Here is a 21669-nt window from a genome sequence, read left to right as displayed (position 1 = left end):
CCAGAAACTAGTTTTGTAATCAACAAAAATTTTAATAGATTTTTGCTATGTCTTGTAATCGGATTGCTTGGATGTGGAAAGGCAACAGGTGTGTCAGAGGCAGACAAGACAAAAAATGCGGAGAATCTTTTAGAAACTGTGTTTTCTATGGATGAGGATATGGCAGAAGGGTTTCAAGAAATTTCTGGTCAGGAGGATCTGGATGCATGGGCAGACCAATACTTTGGAACTTATATGACAGATGATGGTTTGACAAGTGCTATGCAAGGACGCTTCTTATCAGAATGATTATGGTACTTAGGGGGGAAAAGAATTGAGAAAGAAAAAAATCATACAGTGGATGTCCATCATTTTATTGCTTATCTATGCGGTTATCTTTGTTATCATGCTGGTTAATTTGGGGATGATGCAGCAGGCGGCAGAGGACATGAGCAGCGGTGTTCTTGCAACGACAAGGGCAGCGGTTTATTATGCCCTGATTCATGGTGGATGTAATTTATGTTTCAATGCTATGGCACTCTTGTCCTTGAAATATAGAAAACTTACGATACCAACTATATTTGTGGGACTGCTAATTTCTGTCGTTATGTGCTTTGTATCAAATTATTTGTTAGGAACGTATTGGAATAGTTCACTCGCCTTTGTTCTGCGGATGGTTATGATAGTATTACTGTCCTTACTTTATCGGGATACTATCAAGGACAGGTACTAACCCATAAATAAAGCAGATCCCTGCAGGGTGCATCTTTATTTCTCTGGCAGAATATGGTACAATGCTCTGACAGAATGTGATTTTTAAGGGAGATAAGTGCTATGAGTGCTATGCCGGGCAACAACTGGGGAGAAATTTTTTACAATCTGCTTGTTATTTATTTGTTTTTGTCATTGGTGCTGACTTGTTATTCGGTCATCCGTATGTATATTGTTAAGCATTTCTGCAATGGCGTAAAATATGGCAAGGCGCGTATCAAGCAATTGACAGCCCAGGGACGTTTTCGTCAGTTGCCGGTCTATTCTCTGGACGAGATTTATGAGGATAAAGACTTGGGAACTGTTCGTTTGAGTGTATTTCCGAATGATTCCGGAGAAAAGACAAAATATGTGCTGATCTTACCGGGCGGTGGCTACGCGCATTGTGTGACACGAGAAGAAGGCTATCCGATCGCGGCAAAGTTTAACGAGATGGGATATACCGCTTTTGTATTGGAATATCGTACCGGCTTTCACTGTACCCCATATGCACCGATGGAGGATGTATCGCGTGCAATCAAGCATATTGAGGAGCATCAGGTTGAGTACAACATCGACCCGGAAGGCTATGCCCTCTGTGGTTTTTCAGCCGGAGGCAATCTTGCGGGCATCTATGCCAGCCATAATCATGGATATGAGGAGTATGGCACACGCCGTCCGGCAACTATCATGCTGGGTTATCCGTGGACCAATATGCAGCACTGGCTGGATCACCCATATTGGAATATCTGGAAAGGAATCATGGGTGTCTGGCTGTCTGAGCGTGGCTTTATCTATATGTTCGGCCGTTCCTGCAATCATGAAAAGAGAGAGTCTTTATGTGTGCAAAAGCAGGTGCGAGATGATTATCCGCCGACCTATATTTTTTCCGGTGGACGTGATGTACTCGTTCCGGCGTCCCATCATGCTGAGGTCATGGTAGATGCGCTCGAAGACCATCATATCAAGTACCGTTATCGCAGGTTTTTCGCCCTGCCACATGGCATCGGTCTGGGGCTGGGAACCAGTGCAGAAAAATGGTTGAAAGAGGCTGTGGATTTCTGGCAGGAAAATGTAGCAGAAAAAGAAAATTGAGACGAGGTAAGTGCATATATAAAAAGTGGGTACCAAGGATGGAAAATCCGAGGTACCCACTTTTAAAATGCTTATTTTTTGTTGTAGAGTTCGCAGATAATGTGAACACAGGTTTCTTCGCCGAGTTCCCCACTATCTAGGGCTACATCGTAATTGTGGTAGTTACCCCACTGCTGATCGGTGTAGTATTTGTAGTAGGTCTTACGTTGCTTATCCTTTTTGGCAAGACGTTTTTCAATGCCGACATTCTTAATCTCGCCATAGCGTTTGAGAACACGCTCTGTACGATGTTCCATGTCAGAATGGATAAAGACGTTCAGACATTTGACGTCCTCTTTGCGCAGGATATAATCCGCACAGCGTCCGACAATGACGCATGGTCCTTTGGCTGCACAGTCAAGGATGACGCGCTTTTGCGCGATGAAGATCTCGTCCTGTGGACTTTGGAAATACATGGCACTGGCTGCTGAAATGTCAAACCATTTATTCGCAGAGGTAGAGTATTCGCCCTGTTCTTCGATCAATTCTTTGGCATAGCCACTTTCTTCTGCCACGCGTGTCACAATTTCCCCGTCATAAAATGGTATACCGAGTTTGGCTGCAACCTTTTCGCCAATGCTGTGTCCGCCACTACCAAACTCTCTACTTATCGTTATTACTGGGTACATATGCATTACCTCCCTTCTTTCTTACCCTTATTATATTTAAAATTGTCAGAAAAATCAATGCGAAATCTCGAAAGATTTGTTAAATTTGTCCTGCAATTATAAACTTTATTTAATAAAAAGTTAATATCCAGTTCACCCACTTTTACCGGAAATTGGATATAATAAGAAAGTAAGTTAGGGGGATTGATAGTATGTCAAGCGCAGCGAGAGCAGTACGAAAACAGACCGTGGCATCTGTAAATATGGGGACAGATGCAAAGACCAAGAACAAGGGGAAGAAAATGAAAAAGGGGAAACAGGATATGGAAGAAAGACAAGAAGAAACAATCGAACAGGATATAGAAGTGCAGGAGACCTATGAAGAAGAACGGGGTTCAACGGCATACCAGACCGTCGATGGTAGGGCAGAGACGATCGAGGTCTATGAACTCATGACCTCACAGGCGACGACCGGGGAAGATATGCGTCATATGGCGGATATCCATGATGAATTTATGCACACCATGGATCCGATCCTTCGCATGTATAATGCGGCTATGAACGTTACGGAAACCCGTATGAACATCATCAAGGATGAGTTCAAGTATCGCGGACTCCGCTGCCCAATCCATCATATTGATACGCGATTAAAGTCTATGAAGAGCATTGTCGGTAAGTTGGAGAAAAAGGATCTGGATCTTTCTTTGAATGTTGCCTGCAACAATATCTATGATATTGCCGGAGTTCGTGTCGTATGTCCTTACATCAAGGATGTATATCTGATCCGTGACCGTTTGATGGCACAGGATGATGTACATATCATGGAGATCAAGGACTACATTGCCAATCCGAAAAAGAACGGCTACCGCAGTCTGCACATGATCATCCGTGTGCCGGTCTATTTTATGAATAAGAAGCAGTTCGTACCGGTCGAGGTGCAGATCCGTACCGAGGCCATGGATATGTGGGCAAGTCTGGAACATGATATCAAGTACAAGTCCTTGTATCAGGATATCGGTGTGGATTTTACAGGTGAGTTATTGGAGTGCAGCAAACTTATCTATCAGGCAGAAGAGAAGATGGAATACATGAATAATGTGTTGGAGGGATAGAAAGTTCTATTGACTGACAATAAGATAAAAAGTGTGAAAAATATGTGAAATTAGCACTCACCTCTTGACAGTGCTAATAAATGGTGCTATAACATAGTCAGAACAAAGGAAGAGGGAATAAAAAGAGAACCAGATGTTCCCCGAGTTTCCTTAACAACTTCGTTCCAAAGAAACAAGGTAAACAAGCATGAGGTGTTGCCAGAGGCGGCACGGTAGAAAAGGAGAGATGACTTATGTTAATGCCTAGTATTTTTGGAGAGAATTTATTTGATGAGTTTGATAACTGGATGGACGCTTCCTTCCATGATGTTGACAAGGCTTTGTATGGTAAGCATGCGAAGAACATGATGAAGACAGATGTCAAAGAGACAGAGAAAGGATACGAAGTCGATATTGACCTTCCGGGATTTAAGAAAGATGAGATCCAGTTGGAATTAAATGATGGTTACCTGACCATCAGTGCAGAAAAAGGATTGGATAAAGACGAGGAGGACGAAAAGAAACACTACCTGCGTCGTGAGCGTTATGCCGGCAGCATGAGCAGGAGTTTCTATATCGGTGAAGGTATCACCGAGGAAGATATTCATGCGAAGTATGAATATGGTATCCTGAAATTATCTATTCCGAAGGAGCAGCCAAAGGCGGTTCCTGAGAAACACTTCATTTCCATTGAAGGATAATCGGACGATCCAGAGCCGGTGCTTTCGGGCACCGGTTCTTTTTTTGTCCTTTTTTCCTGTTTGTAACCTTATTTGTCCGGGTGTGCTATAATGAAATGAAATGTTTTATGATAGGAGTTAATCACACATGAAGATCAATGAAAAATATAAGGGGATTTTCTATATTATCCTGGCGGCATTTGGTTTTGCCTTTATGAATTTATTTGTCAAACTGGCGGGAGATCTTCCGGCGATCGAAAAAAGTTTCTTTCGGAATCTGGTCGCCGTCTTTTTTGCCTTTGTTGTCATGAAAAAGGAGCATATAGCCTTTTCTATTCCCAAAGGCAGCGGCAAGTATATCTTCTTTCGTTCCCTTTTTGGAACCATCGGTATTTTTGCAAACTTTTATGCGATCGGGAAACTCTATATTGCAGATGCATCCATGCTCAATAAGTTATCCCCTTTCTTTGCCATTATCTTTTCTTATTTCCTATTAAAAGAGAAGATTCAGCCATACCAGTTGATCTGTGTGATCACGGCATTTATCGGGGCACTTTTTATCCTGCGCCCGGGCTTTGACAGCGTTGCAACTTTGCCTGCATTTATTGGTATGATCGGCGGTATGGGAGCGGGGCTTGCCTACACTAATGTGCGCATTGCGTCCAAGCATGGGGCCCCGGGACCGCTGATCGTCTTTTGCTTTTCCGTATTTTCCTGCCTGTGTGCCGTTCCTTTTATCATCGTCGATCACCAGCCTTTTGCCTGGTGGCAGTTGGCATCCCTTTTGATGGCGGGACTTTCCGCAACGCTGGGACAGTTCTCCATCACGGCGGCTTATACCTATGCGCCGGCGAGCGAATTATCCGTCTATGATTATACGCAGATCGTCTTTGCTGCCCTGCTTGGCATCATCTTCCTTGGGGAAGTGCCGGATGTTATCAGTATTCTGGGTTATCTGATCATCTGCGGCGCCGGTATTGTCATGTTTTTGATCCGCAAGAAAAAAGAAGCATAAGAGGGTAAATATGAAAAAACTCATGGTTGTTATGCATATGTCCGGGGCATATGCCGAGCAGACATTTTATAAAGAAAAGAAAGAGGGCTGGCAAATATGTCAGATCACTTGTCAGGATATCGAGGGGACAAATTGCTACTGCGATGATGCGGCAAAAGAAAGCCTGCGTGAGAGAGTAAGACCTTATTCTTATGAGGGCATACATTTTTTGGATTCCGGAAATTATCACTATCTGTCCCTGCTCTGGCTGGAAAAGATAAAAGAACCTTTTTCTTTGATCTTATTTGATCATCACCCGGACTTACAGGCTCCGTCCTGGGGCGGTATCACCTCCTGCGGCGGCTGGGTAAGGGAAGCACTGCTGACCAATGAAAAGTTGCAAAGGGTATATCTTGTGGGTGTGGATGCGCATCTGATTGAGGACGTACGCGCAGAAGATGAGGCAAGCAATAAAGCAGGCGTGCAAATGTCTGATGCGACAGGAAATACGATATCTGCAAAGAAATTGTGGGAAAAGATCCGGATCGGCATGCCGGATTTTTTACAGGAAAAGCATCCCATCTATGTCTCTTTTGACAAGGATGTTTTGCGTGAAGAAGATGCTGTCTGCGACTGGGATCAGGGAGATATGACTCTGGATGAAGCAGTGGAAAAATTGCAGGAGATCAGGGAAAGAGCAGACAAAATTCTTGGTATGGATATCTGCGGGGAGGATGCGCGCTGGAAGCAGACACAGGAGGCAGGCACCTGTCAGATCAATGACCGGTGCAACCGGAGACTTGTGGAAACGCTGGAATAAGCACTTTTATCTAGCAAGGAACACAAAGGAATGTGCCGAAATGCATGTTCATGCCTTACACAAAAAAAGAAAGTGATGCAACGCACACATCACTTTCAAGTAAGGGGGAGTTATGAAAAAGTTATGTTCTTGTCTTTCGACATTATTTATATTACAGGTCAGATGTGACGAAACTGTGTTGCCTTTATTAAAGAAATATGAAGAATTTCAGAAATAAAATTTATAGTTTTCATATGCTGATAGCAGGCATATAAAAGCGGCGCAGTTTGACATTTTTATGGAGGCAGTATATAATCTCACGGAGAACTTTGACAAGTGAATAATTGATAATATGTGACACATTGTCCTCATTTTAGCGCCAGGACCTTAGAAAAAGGTCGACGAGGAGAAGGGTTATCGATAATTCGGCGGATGCCCTTCCGTAGATCTCAATGCGACATATATTGGCAAATATGTGGGTAACTACAAAACAAATCCAATATAATGAGAGTAAGAAAAAATAATTGCAGTCCGGTGGATCATCCGGCTGCTTCGTATAGAAAGAATGAGGATTTAAAATATGTGTGGAATCATAGGATTTATTGGAAATGATGCTTTAAATGGCATTTTAAACGGGCTGGAACTGCTGGAATACAGAGGTTATGACAGTGCGGGATTTGCTATCCGAAGAGCCGGCGAGAGCCAGCCAGAGATTCACAAATGCCAGGGACGTGTCAAAGACCTGCGGGAGATTTCTCCGAAAACCGGTGACTATACCTGTGGCATCGGTCATACAAGGTGGGCGACCCATGGCGGCGTGTCTGATACAAATGCGCATCCACATCGTGTGGGAAAAGTAACTCTGGTCCACAACGGGATCGTGGAAAATTACAAGGAACTGAGTGAAGAGTATGAGGTGGAAGACCAGTTGGTATCAGAGACGGATACCGAGGTGGTAGCGGCTCTTTTGAACAAGTTTTACAAGGGAGATCCGAACGAAGCCATCCGCAGAACGGTCAAGAAATTAAAGGGTACCTATGCTTTAGTGGTCATGTTTGATGATATCCCGGATACCATTTATGCGACCAGAAACGTAAGCCCGATCGTTGTGGCAAAGAACGAGGAACTGACCATTCTGGCATCCGATCCGGCTGCCTTGTACGAGTATTCCAAGGAGTTTTTCGTCTTGGATGAAAAGTGCATCTTAAAGGCGACCAAGGCGCAGGTTTCTGTTGTTGATTTCAATGGACAGGAAGTGCAGCCGAAAATGCAGGTCGTTGACTGGGATGCAGGAAACACCGGCAAGCAGGGCTATGCTTATTATATGGAAAAAGAGATCAACGAGCAGCCGGAGGCTTTGAAGCGGATCCTGACAAACTACCTGGTGGATGGCAGTATCGATCTTGGCTATGAAGGGGCTGTGGATAAAATGCTGACCTCTTTTAACCGCGTCTGCATCGTAGCATGCGGAACCGCTTTGCATGCAGGCATGATGGGAACTCATCTGTTTCGGAAATGGCTGGGTATTCCGGTCGAGACAGAGATGGCATCGGAATTTATCTATTCGGACACCGTCTTGGATAAGGACACACTCTTTATCGCAGTATCTCAGTCCGGCGAGACCATTGATACCATGGAAGCATTAAAGAAAGCGAAAAAAGAAGGCGCTGCCTGTCTGGCAGTCTTAAATGTCAGAGGTTCATCCATTTCCCGTATCGCAGATTATACGCTTTATACCGATGCGGGACCTGAGATCGCGGTTGCCAGCACAAAGGCATATACGACCCAGTTGATGATCTTTTATCTTCTGGTATTGCGCTGTGCATCTTTGCGGGGTAGGATGACAGAGGCGGATCTGGAGCATGCACTGGAAAATCTCAGAAGAGTGCCGGATGCTATTACCCAGGTCATTGCCATCAAAGACGACATCCATCGTCAGGCTAAGGAAGTGATCATGGCAAGCGACCTCTTTATGATCGGTCGCGGCATGGATTATCTGGTTCTGCTGGAGGGAGCCTTAAAACTCAAGGAGATCTCTTACATCCATTCCGAGGCGTATGCTGCCGGAGAATTGAAGCATGGACCGATCGCCCTGATCACAGACGGGACACCGGTCATTGCAGCAGCGACCCAGACCAAACTGATCTCCAAGGAACTTTCCAATGTAAAAGAAATCAAGGCGAGAGGTGCCAATGTCGTGCTCCTGACCAAGGAAGAACTGAAAGCGGACTTCGCCCAGAGCGATGAGTATCATGTGATCGGTCTGCCAAATCTGGACGACGAATATATGTCATTCCCGGAGATCGTTGCTTTGCAACTCTACTCCTACTATGTGTCAGCAGATAAGGGGCTGGACGTAGATAAGCCAAGAAACTTGGCAAAAGTTGTAACTGTAGAATAAAATCGAAAAAAATAAGGACAATGTCATATTATCAACACAGGTCAAAGAATTGGGAAAGCAGATATATCTGCTTTCTCTTTTTTATGCAGATATCAATTATTTAATAAGTTTAAAAAATATACTTGCATTTTACTGATCTAGGCTCTATAATTAGTTAAATGAATTAAATAATTAAAGCGAGGGGGTTTTTACAATAAGAATTGAAGAGATTTTAAAAATGGAAGTAAGCATTGGTTCCGGGGAGAATCAGTTTTCCATGTCCAGAGGAAGTTTCAAGTACAAACAGAAGATTTCCGGGAAAAGAAAACTGACCTTACAGAATCAGGAGAAGACCGAGGAGGGCTATCTTTTGACCTATGTAGATCCGAAAGGAAGCGGTGCCAAAGAGCAGGTACATCAGTTTGCCGTGACCCAGCAGGGTTCACAGATCCGTCTGGCTTATGTGGGAGAGGAAAAGCCGGGGGTCAATCGTTACTGGCTGACCTTTGTGACCAATCCAAAGGAGCATATCTACGGTTGTGGGGAGACCTATTCGGAACTAGATCTGAAAGGACAAAATGTACGTATCTGGGTGGCAGAGCATCAGAACACCGGACGTATTTCCAAAAAGATCATTAAGGAAAAGTTACTGGGTAAGCACCCGGACAAGAAACTTTCCTTTGACAAATACGAATCCTACTATGCACAGCCGACCTTTGTTTCCAGTGACAAATATTATGTGCATTGCGATATCAATGCCTACAGCGAGTTTGATTTTACCGATGCCGGAAAGATCACCTTATATTTCCAAGAGCCGCCGGTCATCATCACAGACAGCGGTCAGGATTTTGCAGAGGTATCCCGCAAACTGACAGGACTCCTTGGCAGACAAAAGGCATTGCCGGATTGGTTATATGACGGCGTGATCCTGGGTATCCAGGAGGGAACAGATGTTGTAGATGCCAAGATCAAAAAGGCAAAGGAAGCAGGCGTTCCTGTGGTCGGTGTCTGGTGTCAGGACTGGTCAGGCTGCAGAAGAACCGGTTTCGGCTATCAGGTCATGTGGAACTGGGAGTGGGATCAGGAACTTTATCCGGGACTGGATAAAAAGATCGCAGAATGGAAAGAAGAAGGTGTCCGTTTCTTAGGCTACATCAATCCATTCATTGCCATTGAAAAGGACTTATATGCATATGCATCTGAGCACGGTTATTGTGTCCAGGATCGCGAGGGCAAAGATTATCTGGTGACCATTACGACTTTCCCGGCAGCTATGGTTGATTTTACCAACCCAGAGGCATACGAGTGGTACAAGGGACTGATCAAGGAAAATATGATCGGACTTGGCATGGGTGGCTGGATGGCAGATTTTGGTGAGTATCTGCCGATCGACGCTGTGCTTTACAGTGGAGAGGATCCGGCGATCATCCATAACCAGTGGCCGGCGATCTGGGCAAAGATGAATCAGGAAGCCGTTGCAGAATGCGGCAAGGAAGGTCAGGTATTCTTCTTTACCAGAGCAGGACATACCGGAACGATCGCACATTCCCATATGATGTGGACGGGCGATCAGCATGTTGATTGGTCTATTGATGACGGACTGCCGGCAGTGATCCCGGCGACCTTATCTCTTGCTATGAGCGGTTACGGTATCGCCCATTCGGATGTCGGCGGTTATACCACCATCATGCATATGCGACGCAGCAAGGAATTGCTCTTGCGTTGGGAGGAAATGAATGTATTTTCACCACTCTTCCGTACCCATGAGGGCAACCAGCCGGTCAACAACGTGCAGTTTGATGATGACGAGGAACTGTTGGCGCAACTTGCCAAGTGCGGCAGGATGCATGTCGCTTTAAAAGATTATCTCAAGGGTCTGGTGGCTGAGGAGATCAGCGATGGCACACCGGTCATGCGCCCACTCTTTTATCATTATGATGAGGCAGAAGCCTACACCGAAAAGACAGAGTATCTTTTAGGCAGGGACCTTCTGGTAGCACCGGTTTATGAAGAAGGCGCAAAGAGCCGCACGATCTATCTGCCAAGCGATGGTTGGGTCAACATTTTTGACGGCAAGGAATATGCAGGCGGACATATGATCGTGGAAGCACCGATCGGCAAACCACCGGTATTTGTTAGAAAAGACAGTAAAGACTACGAAGCACTCATGCAAGTAGCCCAAGCATAAAATTTATAAAAAGGAGATTACGAAAATGAAGTATTTTTTAGACAGTGCAAAAATTAACGAGATCCGTGAGGCATATGACACATTTGGTATTGATGGTGTTACAACAAACCCAAACCACATCATGTTGTCCGGTAAGCCATTCAAGGAAGTTTTAAAAGACATGGTAGAGTTTGTAGAGGAAAAGGACATCGTAGGTTATGAAAAGTTCCCAATCTCTGTTGAGATCAACCCACATCTGGATGATGTAGATGAAATGGTGGCTATGGGCTCTGAGATTGCTGCCATGTGCGACAACTTTGTCATCAAGATCCCTTGTACACAGTCCGGTATCACGGCCGCAAGAATTTTGGAGAAAAAGGGTGTCAGAACCAATGTGACCTTAGTTTTCTCAGCATCACAGGCTATCGTTCCTGCAAAGAATGGTTCCCTTTTCGTTTCTCCATTCATCGGATGGAAGGAAAACAGTGGTGAAGACTGCAAGGAATATATCCAGGATATCGTTGATATTTACAAGAATTATGGATTCTATGGCAAGACCCAGATCATCTGTGCAGCCGTTCGTAACGGTAAGCAGTTTGTTGACTGCGCAAGAGCAGGTGCTGATATCGTGACCGCAGGATTGCAGGTATATAAGGACAGCATGTATCATCCATTTACAGATTACGGCATGGCAAAATTCCAGGGCGCATGGGATAAGACAGTCACAGAGTAAATTTGCAGGAAAATCAGGAGGTTAGGTAATGAAGATCGGATTTATCGGACTCGGCATCATGGGCGAGTCCATGTGTGAAAATATTGTAAAGAAGCATGACGACAAGGTATATGTTTTTGACTTTGTCGAAGCAAAGGTAAAGCAGTTGGAGGCAGTGGGAGCCGTAGCATGCAGCAGTTCCAAGGAAGTAGCGGAACATGCAGATGTCATCATTTCCATGGTGCCAAAGTCAGAACATTCCAGAAGTGTCTACAATGAAGTCCTTCCGGTACTGGATGCTACAAAGACCTGTATCGATATGTCAACGATCGATCCGTCTGTTTCTGTTGAGATCTCAGAGATGGTCAAGGCAACAGGCGCACAGTTTATCGATGCCCCGGTTGTTAAGAGTAAACCTGCAGCTATTGCAGGTAAACTCGGTATCTATGTCGGTGGTGACGAGGCTACTTTTGAGGCTATGAGGCCAATCCTTTCTTATATGGGAGAAAATGTGATCCGTATGGGAGACAACGGCAAGGGGCTGGTCATGAAGATCTGTCACAACGCTTTGGTTTCACAGATCCAGAACGGTGTCAACGAGACATCTACTTTGGCAGCAGCCAACGGCATCGATATCATGACTTTTGCACAGGCAATCTCCTATGGTGGAGGTCAGAACTTCTACCTGGATTCTAAGAAGGAGCCGATCTCAAAAGAGGATTATACCACAGCATTTTCTATCGAAAATGAATACAAGGATGTCAATATCTGTATGAACCTTGCAAAAGAATGTGGCGTATCCATGCCGGGCGAGGAAAATGCACTTCGCGTTTATCAGGCGGCTATGGATGCAGGCTATGGAAAGGAAGATTTCTGCGCAACGATCAAGGTCGTAAGAGAGCAGTAAAGGGATAAAAAGATGGAGTTATTGGAAGCGTTAAACGCATGTAATGATGTGAAGATCTATTCGGTTGAGGATGAAGAGTTTTCCTCCTTCGGACGGATTATCAAGGGATATGATTTTGAAGAACTGGAAACCTATATGAATCTGACGTCACAGATCCCGGAAGATGGAAATGTCTATGTGGCATCGGTGGAAGAGATGGAGAGCGGGCCGGTAGCAGAACAGATCGCTGCAAGTTTTTACGGTGGTATGCCGATCCAGATTGGTTATTGTAATGGCAGAAATACGACATACAATGGCTTTGAATATCATAAAGGCAGTGAGATCAATATCGCGATCACGGATTTTATGCTGGTCTTAGGACATAATTATGATATCTGTCACAATACTTATGACGTATCGCAGGCGACGGTTTTCTTTGTACCGAAGGGAACGGCAATCGAGATGTACCAGACCACGCTTCACCTGTCTCCTCTGCGCGTGACGGACGAGGGATTTAAGGATATCGTTATTTTGCCGCGGGGAACCAATACCCCTTTGAGCCAGGTAGAAAAGCAGGCAAAGCAGCAAACCGGGGATGAGGAAGCCATTCTTTTGTTACAGAGGAACAAATGGGTCATTGCGCACCCGGGTCGTGAGCCTCTGATGAAGCAGGGAGCCCATGGCGGTGTGACCGGGGAGAACAAGGAATTGTTCTATCCAAAGGAGTAAGTTATGTCCGAAATACTGTTTTACATAGTGATCTTTTTGGCAAACATTATCCAGGGTATCACAGGGTTTGCGGGAACGATCCTGGCAATGCCTTTTTCTATCCATCTGGTGGGCTATTTGGTCGCAAAGCCGGTATTAAATGTGCTGGGGATCATCGCCGGCATATATGTTGTCGTGGGTGGTTATAAGAATGTAAATATCAGAGAACTAAAGCGTGTGACCTGCTATATGGGCATTGGTATCATCGTCGGTATTCTGGTAAAACATTTCTTTACCGGACACGAACGTCTGCTGTATGCGGCGCTGGGCATCTTTGTCATAGGTATCGGTGCACGAGGTCTGATCGCTTTTGGCAAGTACGCATGGGAAAACGGCTTTGGTATCATGGATAAAAGTCCAAGAAAGTCCAAAGGGTCTACCGAAGAACGAGAGCATTACATTGAAAAGGGCATGACGGCGAGTGCCAGAGCCTTGCTTCTTTTTTCCGGTGTCGTGCATGGTATCTTTGTCTCCGGCGGACCACTGATCATCACCTATTTGTCCAATCACACCAAAAGCAAGGAGGAATTCCGCAGGACGGTATCTGCGATCTGGATCATCTTAAACAGCATGATCCTTGTCAGCGACATCATGGCAGGTTACTACACTATGAACACCATACGGATTCAGGCAATCTCTGTGCCGTTTTTGTTTGGCGGCATGTTTTTGGGCGGTATTTTGTTTAAACGGATGAGTCAGACGGTTTTTACCGTGCTGACCTATATTCTGCTCTGCATTGCCGGAATCAGTCTTTTGTGTAAATGATGTTTTGAGGCTTTTGGTTGACCAGAGCAAATAATATGAAGAAAAATGTACATAGATGATGTGCAAAAAGGAGTTATAGAAAGATGAAAAAAGAATTTCAGATAGCATATGTACCGATCGGTGTACCGACCTTTCATTTGGAAAGTGCACAGAAGGAATTTGATAAATCGGTGGCTTTGATCAAGAGTCTGACGGATGCCTGCGTCTTTCCAAAGGAGATGCTCTTATCCATTGACCTTTTGGATGCATTTTTGGAAGAGTGCCAACCGGATCTCGTGATTTTACAGAACATTACCTTTGCCAATGCAGCCTATGCAAGCGAGGTATTAAAGAAACTGGATTGCCCGATCCTTCTTTGGACCCTGCGTGAGCCGGCCATTGATGGCGGCAGACTCCGCTTGAATTCGCTGACTGGTGCCTACTCTGCAGCAAATGCCATTAAGGCGTTCCGTAAGGAGCCGCTCAACTATATCTTTGGCTCACCGGAGGAGGAAGAAGTCAGGGCGAAAGTTGGCGCAACCATACGCGCTGCAAAATTAAAATACGATATGCGTCATCTGACGGTAGCAGCGGTAGGACATACACCGCAGGGCTTTGGGTTTGGACGCGCGCTGGATCTGGAAATGCTGGAAAACTTTGGAGCAAGTTTAGAATCCATTGAAGCAAGGGAATTGATCGACATCGCTAAGGGATACAGTGATGAGGATGTAAAAGACTATCTGGCAGATGCAGGAGAGCGTATGTGCGGTCTGGAAAATACACCAGAGCAAAACCGCAAGGATTTTGCCAGACTCTATCGTGCTTACAAGGAATATGTAAAAGACCATCATGTAGGGGCATTGGCATCCCGCTGCTGGCCGGACTTCTTTACCGCATTTGGGACACCGGTCTGCGCCGTGCTTGCCATGTTAAATGACCTTGGCGTGGCAGCAAGTTGTGAGGCAGATACTTATGGAGCACTTTCCATGTATCTGGGTATGCAGCTGACACAGCAGGCAACTTTCTTTGGCGATCCGGTTTCCATGGATGAAAAAGAAAATACCATCACTTTCTGGCATTGTGGAACGGCAGCCTGCTCTTTGGCAAGAGAGGATACCGGGGCAAAGGTCGATGTACACTGCAATCGAAAGATTGGTCCAACCCTTGATTTTGGATGTAAGCCATGCAAGGAAGTTACCATTTTCCGTATCGGTAAGGATAGTGACGGAGGCTTCCGATTCTTTATTGCCGGCGGGGAAGCCCTGGACAAACCAAAGCAGTTTAATGGTACATCTCTGGTGGTAAAGACGAACGCAGATGCAAAGACCATTGTCTATGAAAGTGTTGAGGCTGGATGGGAGCCGCATTTTGTGGTTGCCTATGGAAATGTAGCGGCAGAACTTGAAATTTTGGCAGGAATGCTTAATATGGAAGTACAGAGATATTAAATGCGTCACAGACGATCGTGTCTGGCGCAATCGTGTGTCAGGCTAGATTTTATTTAAGGAGAAAGGCGGGATTATGATTCGACATACCGGTGCAAATATGGAAACGGTACGCAAAAGAAACCGTGCGGCAATCTTAAAATTTATAAACGACCACGGCCCGGCATCCAGAAAGGATTTGGCAGATGCGCTTGGGCTGACTCCAGCGGCAGTAACGCAGATCTGTACCGATCTTTTTGCAGAAGGAATTCTTGTGGAGACCGGAGTCAATGTGAAAAGCAGTGGGGCAGGACGTAAGAAGGTGCTTCTGGATATTAACTATGAAGCGTCTTATATTTGTGCTATGACGATCGAACCGGAATATACGACCGTGGCGATCACGGATCTGCGCGGGCAGGTTGCTGCAAAGAAACGCTGTAAGACTAATACTTCGATCACACCGCAAGCCTATTTGGACAAGTTGAGCCAGACCGCCGAGAAACTCTTGCAGGAGTGTGGGACAGGTGACTGCAGGCTGGCTGCGATCGGCGTTGGTATCACAGGTCTTGTGGACAAGGCGACCGGAAGCAGTATTAAGGCATATGGCATCTGGGATGAGCCGGTGCCGATAGCAAAGATTTTGGGACAGCACTTTACAGTTCCTGTATATGTGGAAAATAACGTCAATGCCTTTGCAGTGGCAGAACTTTTATATGGCACAGGAAAAGAGCACGATAACCTTATGGTCATCAAATGGGGTCCCGGTGTTGGCTGTGCCATTATCATCGATCAGGAGATCTATGAGGGACGGCATGCCAAAGCCGCAGAGTTGGGACATTTTATCGTTGAAAAAAACGGGCAACTCTGTAAATGCGGCAGACGGGGATGTCTGGAAACGAAAGTTTCCTATGCGGCGCTTTGCAAGATCGCGCCTTTTTCTGAGGATGCCTTTGGCAGTCTGTATTGTGGTCATTCGGATGACGAGATAGGACGACAGTTGGCAGATGCCCTAGATCTCTTCGCCAGAAGTATTGTCAATTCAGCGACCATCATGGCTCCAAATCGTATCATTTTGACCGGAAGCCTTTTTGAAAGTCCGGAGGTGCGAAAGGCACTGATCCAGGCATGTGCATCTTATGACGCCAGTTTGGGACAGGATAGAATCATTTATTCTGAATTGGCGCAGAAGGAACACTATATCGGTGCAGCAGCTATCTGTACCAAGATGTTATTGTTTTCCTAGTTTTTAGTGCGTGCAGTGTCATTGACATTGCCGGATTTGCGATAAGCACTCGGCGTGATGCCGAAATTTTGTTTGAAACAGCGGCTGAGATGTGCCGGTGTGGAAAATCCACATAAAAAAGCAATTTCTTCAATGGAGAGCGCAGTGTCATTCAGATACTGCGCAACCATTTTTAGTCTTGTATGGAGCAAAAGGTTCTGAAATGTATTCCCTGATTTTTCTTTTATGATTTTACAGATATACTGCTTGGAAAAATGCGTTTTTTCTGCCAGTTCACTAAGAGAGAGCGTTTGGTAATTACGGCGTATCTCATCAAGGATAGTCTGATACAATGTATCGCTGCCACTGATAGGTGTTGGAGATTCAATTCTGGTGTTGGAATCCCGCAAGAGATCTATCATGAGAAGTGAAAAGAGATTTTTCATAGCAGCATTGCTAAAACTTTCCTGATTGATATATTCGGCAAAAATATCAAGTATACGGTTGCGATGCATAGATGATGCGTTCGTATGGATGGCAAGATGTGTGGAAGAACTATCCTGGTTCAGAGAATTTATAAAAAATCTTTCCAACCGGGCATCGTCCTGAAACAAGGACTTGTAGTTAGAATTGAGAAAACTTTTTCGCATATCGAGGAAAATACCGATAGACTCCGGGGCTGCCGTAGCAGCGTAAGGGGTATTGGGAGGAATCAGGTAAAAGTCCCCTGGCAAAACATGAACACTGACATCTTGAATTTGCAGATGGGCATTTCCTTCCATAAGATAGAGCATACTGTAATAATTGCACTGGTGCGTGGCAGACTTGGGAAAATTAAAAAGTTTGCTGACGGAGATATCAAATCCAGGCAAAAATGTCAAGGAATCTGAAATAACATCAAAATTAGAGATGTCATTTGGGTATTCTAAATGTTCCATATCTTTAGGAATTGGAAAGTAGAAGCGTGTTAAATTGTGATTTTGAATCACATAGTTGTTGAAATAATCAAAATATGTATGATATTCGTTGTAGTTGATTTCCTGTCGGGAGTAATCCACATAGGAAATTTCAAGATTACTTAAATTTTGCAGAATATGATAAATCTGATCTCTGTTTTTTATTTCCACTTTTATATACCTCTTAGCACAATCTGTTTATATCATAGGAAAGCCCCTATGATACAAATACTCTTTTTTATTATAACGGAATCACATGAAAAATAAAAGTGATTTGGTTTATCACAGATAAGAAAAAGAGGATTTGAAGAATATATGATAAGAAAATGGATAGTAGAGAAATTCAAATCTCCCAGTTTTCACGATAGAATAAGTTTATCAAGTTGGGATGCGAGGGAGGATATACTATGGCAGATCAAATTAAACGTCTCAATATTGCAGACGAAAAGTTTTCTAAGAAAAAGTTGCTTGGCTTTTCCATGGTAAGGATGGGAAATATTTTACAGGGACTTATGATAGGTGAGGTAACATATTTTGCTACCAATAGTCTTGGAATTGCAGCAGCCGCTATTTCCATTGGCATGGCAATCAAGACGGCAATTGATGCTGTTACCGATCTTTTGATGGGGGCTATTGTTGATAGAACACATACAAAGTGGGGCAAGGCGAGACCTTGGGTTCTTGCAGGCATTCCGATGTGGATACTGACTTTACTTGTATTTGCGGTGCCAAGAAGCCTGATGAGTGACATGGGAATTGTGGTCTATATTACAATCTTATCCACGCTGGTCAGTGCTATATTTGGAACTATGGCAAATATTGCATACGAAACACATATCAAGCGAAGCATTGTAAATAACGATAATCGCGTACGGACTTTGACGGTGATTGGTTTAATTTATGCGATAGGGTCATTGGGGCTGCAGATTGCCTTGCCGGCTGTTATCAATATTTTCCATGCTTCACAAAGAGGATTTATTATTATTGCGGCAATCACAGCAATTATTGGTATTGTTGCTTGTTTGATGGCATTTTTCCTCTGTGAGGAATATTCCGAGGAGGAATTGGCTGCATTTGAAGGATATGAACCGGAAAAACAAAAAGAAAATGTTCCGATTTCTGTATTTCTAAAGAGCGTGGCAAAGAACAAATATCTGGTTATGTTTACCCTGATCAACTTCATGTATATGATTGTTATGATGAGTTCGTTTGGTGTAGGACAGTATTATTTCCAATATGTTTACGGTAATTTGGGAACATTCTCCATTGTTATGGCTGCTTCTGTGGCATTGTTTCCAGTATTTGCTGCGATCCCAAAACTTTCCAAAAAGATGGGCTCAGCAAAATTGATTAGTGGTTCCATGATGATTTCTATTATTGGTATTATCATTCGAATGTTCTTACCACAATCAATTGCGGCACAGATGGTTGGTTATCTTGCGGTCAGCCTGCCAAACATCATCAATGCCTGTGTTTTGTCTCAGGTAAACTATGAATTGATGGAGTATGGACGTTACAAAACAGGTGTCGTTGCGGAAGGTATGTATTCTGCATTTATTAGTTTTGCGCAAAAGATGGCAACGAGTCTGAATTCCGTGATCGTCGGTCTGATTCTTTCTGGAACCGGATTTGACACCTTGACTAAGGCAGTTACAAAAAATGGTTTTGAAGATTGGGCAGCACTTGCTGCTTTAGGAACCAAAGGATTTGACACTTATGTAGAGGGCGGTGCAGCGACGGTTGATAAAGCCTTAAAAGGAATCAGTTTTGCTTATAATGGAATGCCTCTTATTTTCCTTGCAATCAGCATTGTCTTATTCGCATTTTTCCACTTGGAACGAGATTTAAAACAACTTCGAGTTGAGAACGGCTTTAATGAAGATGGAACCTTAAGAGAAAGTAAATAAGATGAGTTACGGCAGGAAGAAGTTCCTGCCGCAATTATTATAGGTAGGACAGATAGAGTATGAAAAAAATTAAATTTAACGATGGATGGACATTTCAGAACCTGTTGAAGCATAGCGAACCAGTGGAAGTAAGACTTCCTCATGATGCCATGCAGACGGAAAAAAGACTGGTAAATATGAAAAATGGCGCAGCAGCAGGCTTTTTCCCCGGGGGTAAATATCAATATACCAAGCATTTTGGGGCAGATAGCGCATGGAAAGATAAGTCTGTGTTAATCGAGTTTGAAGGGATATATCAGAATTCTACAGTGATATTAAATGGGAAAAAAATTGGCGGCTGGGTCTATGGTTATTCCGGATTTGTACTGGATATTAGCAGAAATCTGATTTTGGATGCGGAAAATGAATTGACGGTAATTGCAGATAACAGCAGGACACCAAATAGTCGATGGTATACAGGAAGCGGCATTTATCGCAATGTGAATTTATATATAGGAGCTCCTTCCCATATAAGTGTAGATGGCATCGAAGCAGTGACAAAGCGGGTTGATTATAAAAATCAGTGTGCCTATGTCTCTGTTACTACAAAAGTAAACGATGTGACTGGCTGTGAATTGCAAATAACACTTTGGGATGATAATAAAAATAAGGTGGCAGAAGCATCCGGTATCCATACAGAAATGATCGTGCCGCATGTAAAACTGTGGAGTGACGAGCATCCATATCTTTATACGTTAAAGGCGGAACTGCGGAGAAATGGGAAGGTAGTCGATCAGGAGGCCATTCTTTTTGGAATCCGAGAACTTCGCTGGTCGGCAGAACGAGGACTTCTGGTTAACAACGAAAGTGTGAAACTGCGTGGCGGATGTATTCATCACGACAATGGAATTTTGGGAAGTTGTGCTTATGATGGGATAGAAGAACGAAAAATCAAACTTTTAAAAGAGGCTGGATTTAACGCTATTCGTTCGGCACATAATCCGGCAAGTAAAGCACTCCTGACGGCCTGTGATAAATATGGAATGTATGTGATGGATGAAGCATTTGATCAGTGGAGATTCATGAAAGTAGATTATGATTATTCTATTTACTTTGAAAAGTATTATGAAGAAGATGTAAGTGCCATGATCCGCAAGGATATCAGTCATCCATCTGTGATTATGTATTCTATTGGTAACGAAATAGGGGACACAGGTAGTGACGAAGGGGCTGTGTGGAACCGTATTTTGGTTGATATCTGCCATAAACTGGATGCTTCCAGACCAGTTATCAATTGTATCAATCCAGTGGTGTCCATGATGGGAGGAAGAAAATCTAAGTGCAGTCCTCAGGACAGTGTGAATCCTTACGAGGAGACAAAGAACGCCCAGGCGACAGCAAGTCTACTGGCTAATATTATTGTCACGGTAGTACCTTTTGTCCAAAAAATGATGGGAAAACCGAAAAAGGTAGAGAAAAAACTGAAAGCCTGTTTTGATGAACTGGATATTGTAGGGCTGAATTATGCAGAAAATTGTTATGAGCCACATCATGCATATGATCCCAAACGTATCATGTTAGGTTCCGAGACTTATCCGCATTCCATGGCAGAACGATGGAAGTTGGTTGAGGCTCACCCATATGTGATTGGTGATTTTATGTGGACAGCAATGGATTATTTGGGGGAAGCCGGTGTCGGCGTTCCGATTTATGGAAAGGCAAAAGGTGGCTTTAATCGACCATATCCGTGTGTCAGTGGAGGGTGTGGAGCAATCAATCTTTTGGGACAGAAAGAAACGGAGATGTATGCTGCAGCCATTGCTTGGAAGAAGTATAAAAAACCATATATCGCTGTAAGACCGGTTAATCATTCCGGTGAAAAGTATTTCCTTGGTATGTGGCGCGATACAGATGCTGTACATAGTTGGAGTTGGCCGGGCTGTCAAGGGAAAAATGCGCAGATTGAAATCTATAGTATAGGAACCGAGGTAGAATTGTTTCAGAACGGAGAGTCTCTTGGTCGAAAAAAATTAGAATTTTGTAAGGCGTCCTATGAGACAATCTATCAAATGGGAAGACTTAAGGCGGTCAGTTATGATGAAAAAGGAAATAAAATTGATGAGGATGAACTTATTTCTGCAGGCGATGAAACAAGGCTTTGTGTGAAAGCGGAAAAAGAAGTTCTGACAGCTGATGGAGAAGATATGACGTTTGTGCTGGTCTCTCTGACTGATGCAGCTGGTATTGTAAAGATGCTTTCTGATAGGCAAATCAGGGTCAGTGTTTTGGGGAACGGAATCCTGCGCGCTATTGGCAACGGAAATCCTGTGACCGAAGAAGCGTTTGATGGCGATTCCTACCACTCCTGGATGGGGCAGATGGGATTTTATGTACAAAGCACAGAAGAAGAGGGAACAATCGTGATTGATGTGAGTGCAAAGGGAACCGAAGCAGAGCAAATTATCCTGCAGACAAAAAGAAGGTGACAG

The 21669-nt window shown here is 44.1% G+C and carries 19 protein-coding genes; 17 read left to right on the top strand and 2 right to left on the bottom strand.

Annotated features, from left to right (window positions below):
• Positions 1-90 precede the first annotated feature (90 nt).
• The 3 genes from H8R94_RS04715 to H8R94_RS04705 all read left to right on the top strand — a co-directional run bounded on the left by H8R94_RS04715 (position 91) and on the right by H8R94_RS04705 (position 1824).
• A complete protein-coding gene (locus H8R94_RS04715; RefSeq protein WP_186854035.1) occupies positions 91-288 on the top strand; it encodes a hypothetical protein in 198 nt (65 codons plus the stop codon).
• Between the two features lie 25 nt (positions 289-313).
• A complete protein-coding gene (locus H8R94_RS04710) occupies positions 314-712 on the top strand; it encodes a hypothetical protein (protein ID WP_118280187.1) in 399 nt (132 codons plus the stop codon).
• Positions 713-813: 101 nt separating this feature from the next.
• On the top strand, positions 814-1824 hold the full coding sequence (locus tag H8R94_RS04705) for an alpha/beta hydrolase (protein WP_158572987.1): 1011 nt from the start codon (positions 814-816) through the stop codon (positions 1822-1824).
• Positions 1825-1895: 71 nt separating this feature from the next.
• Here H8R94_RS04705 and H8R94_RS04700 read toward each other — a convergent pair whose 3' ends face one another.
• Positions 1896-2492 (bottom strand): cytidylate kinase-like family protein, encoded by a 597-nt coding sequence (locus H8R94_RS04700; RefSeq protein ID WP_118280185.1) that lies wholly within the window; start codon positions 2490-2492, stop codon positions 1896-1898.
• 191 nt (positions 2493-2683) lie between these two features.
• Between H8R94_RS04700 and H8R94_RS04695 the strand changes: the two genes are divergently transcribed.
• The 12 genes from H8R94_RS04695 to H8R94_RS04640 all read left to right on the top strand — a co-directional run bounded on the left by H8R94_RS04695 (position 2684) and on the right by H8R94_RS04640 (position 16359).
• Positions 2684-3583 (top strand): GTP pyrophosphokinase, encoded by a 900-nt coding sequence (locus H8R94_RS04695; protein ID WP_243069482.1) that lies wholly within the window; start codon positions 2684-2686, stop codon positions 3581-3583.
• A gap of 233 nt (positions 3584-3816) precedes the next feature.
• Positions 3817-4263, top strand: coding sequence for an Hsp20/alpha crystallin family protein (locus tag H8R94_RS04690; protein WP_118280184.1), 447 nt, complete (start codon positions 3817-3819; stop codon positions 4261-4263).
• Between the two features lie 127 nt (positions 4264-4390).
• Positions 4391-5257 carry a DMT family transporter gene (locus tag H8R94_RS04685; protein WP_186854034.1) on the top strand — a complete coding sequence of 289 codons (867 nt, stop codon included), beginning with the start codon at positions 4391-4393 and terminating at the stop codon, positions 5255-5257.
• Between the two features lie 10 nt (positions 5258-5267).
• On the top strand, positions 5268-6056 hold the full coding sequence (locus tag H8R94_RS04680; RefSeq protein WP_118280182.1) for an arginase family protein: 789 nt from the start codon (positions 5268-5270) through the stop codon (positions 6054-6056).
• A gap of 559 nt (positions 6057-6615) precedes the next feature.
• Positions 6616-8436: a glutamine--fructose-6-phosphate transaminase (isomerizing) gene (gene glmS / locus H8R94_RS04675; protein ID WP_186854033.1), complete on the top strand. Its 1821-nt coding sequence runs from the start codon at positions 6616-6618 to the stop codon at positions 8434-8436.
• A gap of 217 nt (positions 8437-8653) precedes the next feature.
• Positions 8654-10603: an alpha-glucosidase gene (locus H8R94_RS04670; RefSeq protein WP_186854032.1), complete on the top strand. Its 1950-nt coding sequence runs from the start codon at positions 8654-8656 to the stop codon at positions 10601-10603.
• Positions 10604-10628: 25 nt separating this feature from the next.
• Positions 10629-11315 carry a transaldolase family protein gene (locus tag H8R94_RS04665; RefSeq protein WP_118280179.1) on the top strand — a complete coding sequence of 229 codons (687 nt, stop codon included), beginning with the start codon at positions 10629-10631 and terminating at the stop codon, positions 11313-11315.
• Between the two features lie 28 nt (positions 11316-11343).
• Positions 11344-12201, top strand: coding sequence for an NAD(P)-dependent oxidoreductase (locus H8R94_RS04660; RefSeq protein WP_118280178.1), 858 nt, complete (start codon positions 11344-11346; stop codon positions 12199-12201).
• Positions 12202-12213: 12 nt separating this feature from the next.
• Positions 12214-12909 (top strand): DUF4867 family protein, encoded by a 696-nt coding sequence (locus H8R94_RS04655; RefSeq protein WP_186854031.1) that lies wholly within the window; start codon positions 12214-12216, stop codon positions 12907-12909.
• 3 nt (positions 12910-12912) lie between these two features.
• Complete coding sequence (locus H8R94_RS04650; protein WP_118280176.1) at positions 12913-13713, top strand: sulfite exporter TauE/SafE family protein; 801 nt, start codon at positions 12913-12915, stop codon at positions 13711-13713.
• An 83-nt stretch (positions 13714-13796) separates the two neighbouring features.
• On the top strand, positions 13797-15140 hold the full coding sequence (locus H8R94_RS04645; protein ID WP_186854030.1) for a fucose isomerase: 1344 nt from the start codon (positions 13797-13799) through the stop codon (positions 15138-15140).
• 73 nt (positions 15141-15213) lie between these two features.
• A complete protein-coding gene (locus H8R94_RS04640; protein WP_118280174.1) occupies positions 15214-16359 on the top strand; it encodes an ROK family transcriptional regulator in 1146 nt (381 codons plus the stop codon).
• Here H8R94_RS04640 and H8R94_RS04635 read toward each other — a convergent pair.
• A complete protein-coding gene (locus H8R94_RS04635; RefSeq protein WP_118280173.1) occupies positions 16356-17465 on the bottom strand; it encodes an AraC family transcriptional regulator in 1110 nt (369 codons plus the stop codon). The genes H8R94_RS04640 and H8R94_RS04635 overlap by 4 nt on opposite strands.
• 236 nt (positions 17466-17701) lie before the next feature.
• Here H8R94_RS04635 and H8R94_RS04630 point away from each other — a divergent pair, with 236 nt between their 5' ends.
• Together H8R94_RS04630 and H8R94_RS04625 are read left to right on the top strand one after the other, a co-directional pair.
• The gene (locus tag H8R94_RS04630; protein WP_178009668.1) at positions 17702-19201 is read left to right on the top strand and encodes an MFS transporter; all 1500 of its coding nucleotides are present in this window, start codon (positions 17702-17704) and stop codon (positions 19199-19201) included.
• Between the two features lie 59 nt (positions 19202-19260).
• Positions 19261-21666 carry a glycoside hydrolase family 2 TIM barrel-domain containing protein gene (locus H8R94_RS04625; protein WP_186854029.1) on the top strand — a complete coding sequence of 802 codons (2406 nt, stop codon included), beginning with the start codon at positions 19261-19263 and terminating at the stop codon, positions 21664-21666.
• Positions 21667-21669 lie beyond the last annotated feature (3 nt).

It is taken from the genome of Roseburia lenta (assembly GCF_014287435.1).
Classification (GTDB): domain Bacteria; phylum Bacillota; class Clostridia; order Lachnospirales; family Lachnospiraceae; genus Pararoseburia; species Pararoseburia lenta.
The sequence above is the reverse complement of the archived record's forward strand: the minus strand, read 5'-3'. Positions and strand labels throughout refer to the sequence as shown.

Coding starts and splice junctions, on each gene's coding strand:
- H8R94_RS04705 (WP_158572987.1), top strand. CDS start 814: ATGAGTGCTATGCCGGGCAACAACTGGGGAGAAATTTTTTACAATCTG.
- H8R94_RS04700 (WP_118280185.1), bottom strand. CDS start 2,492: ATGTACCCAGTAATAACGATAAGTAGAGAGTTTGGTAGTGGCGGACAC.
- H8R94_RS04695 (WP_243069482.1), top strand. CDS start 2,684: ATGTCAAGCGCAGCGAGAGCAGTACGAAAACAGACCGTGGCATCTGTA.
- H8R94_RS04690 (WP_118280184.1), top strand. CDS start 3,817: ATGTTAATGCCTAGTATTTTTGGAGAGAATTTATTTGATGAGTTTGAT.
- H8R94_RS04685 (WP_186854034.1), top strand. CDS start 4,391: ATGAAGATCAATGAAAAATATAAGGGGATTTTCTATATTATCCTGGCG.
- H8R94_RS04680 (WP_118280182.1), top strand. CDS start 5,268: ATGAAAAAACTCATGGTTGTTATGCATATGTCCGGGGCATATGCCGAG.
- glmS (WP_186854033.1), top strand. CDS start 6,616: ATGTGTGGAATCATAGGATTTATTGGAAATGATGCTTTAAATGGCATT.
- H8R94_RS04670 (WP_186854032.1), top strand. CDS start 8,654: ATGGAAGTAAGCATTGGTTCCGGGGAGAATCAGTTTTCCATGTCCAGA.
- H8R94_RS04665 (WP_118280179.1), top strand. CDS start 10,629: ATGAAGTATTTTTTAGACAGTGCAAAAATTAACGAGATCCGTGAGGCA.
- H8R94_RS04660 (WP_118280178.1), top strand. CDS start 11,344: ATGAAGATCGGATTTATCGGACTCGGCATCATGGGCGAGTCCATGTGT.
- H8R94_RS04655 (WP_186854031.1), top strand. CDS start 12,214: ATGGAGTTATTGGAAGCGTTAAACGCATGTAATGATGTGAAGATCTAT.
- H8R94_RS04650 (WP_118280176.1), top strand. CDS start 12,913: ATGTCCGAAATACTGTTTTACATAGTGATCTTTTTGGCAAACATTATC.
- H8R94_RS04645 (WP_186854030.1), top strand. CDS start 13,797: ATGAAAAAAGAATTTCAGATAGCATATGTACCGATCGGTGTACCGACC.
- H8R94_RS04640 (WP_118280174.1), top strand. CDS start 15,214: ATGATTCGACATACCGGTGCAAATATGGAAACGGTACGCAAAAGAAAC.
- H8R94_RS04630 (WP_178009668.1), top strand. CDS start 17,702: ATGGCAGATCAAATTAAACGTCTCAATATTGCAGACGAAAAGTTTTCT.
- H8R94_RS04625 (WP_186854029.1), top strand. CDS start 19,261: ATGAAAAAAATTAAATTTAACGATGGATGGACATTTCAGAACCTGTTG.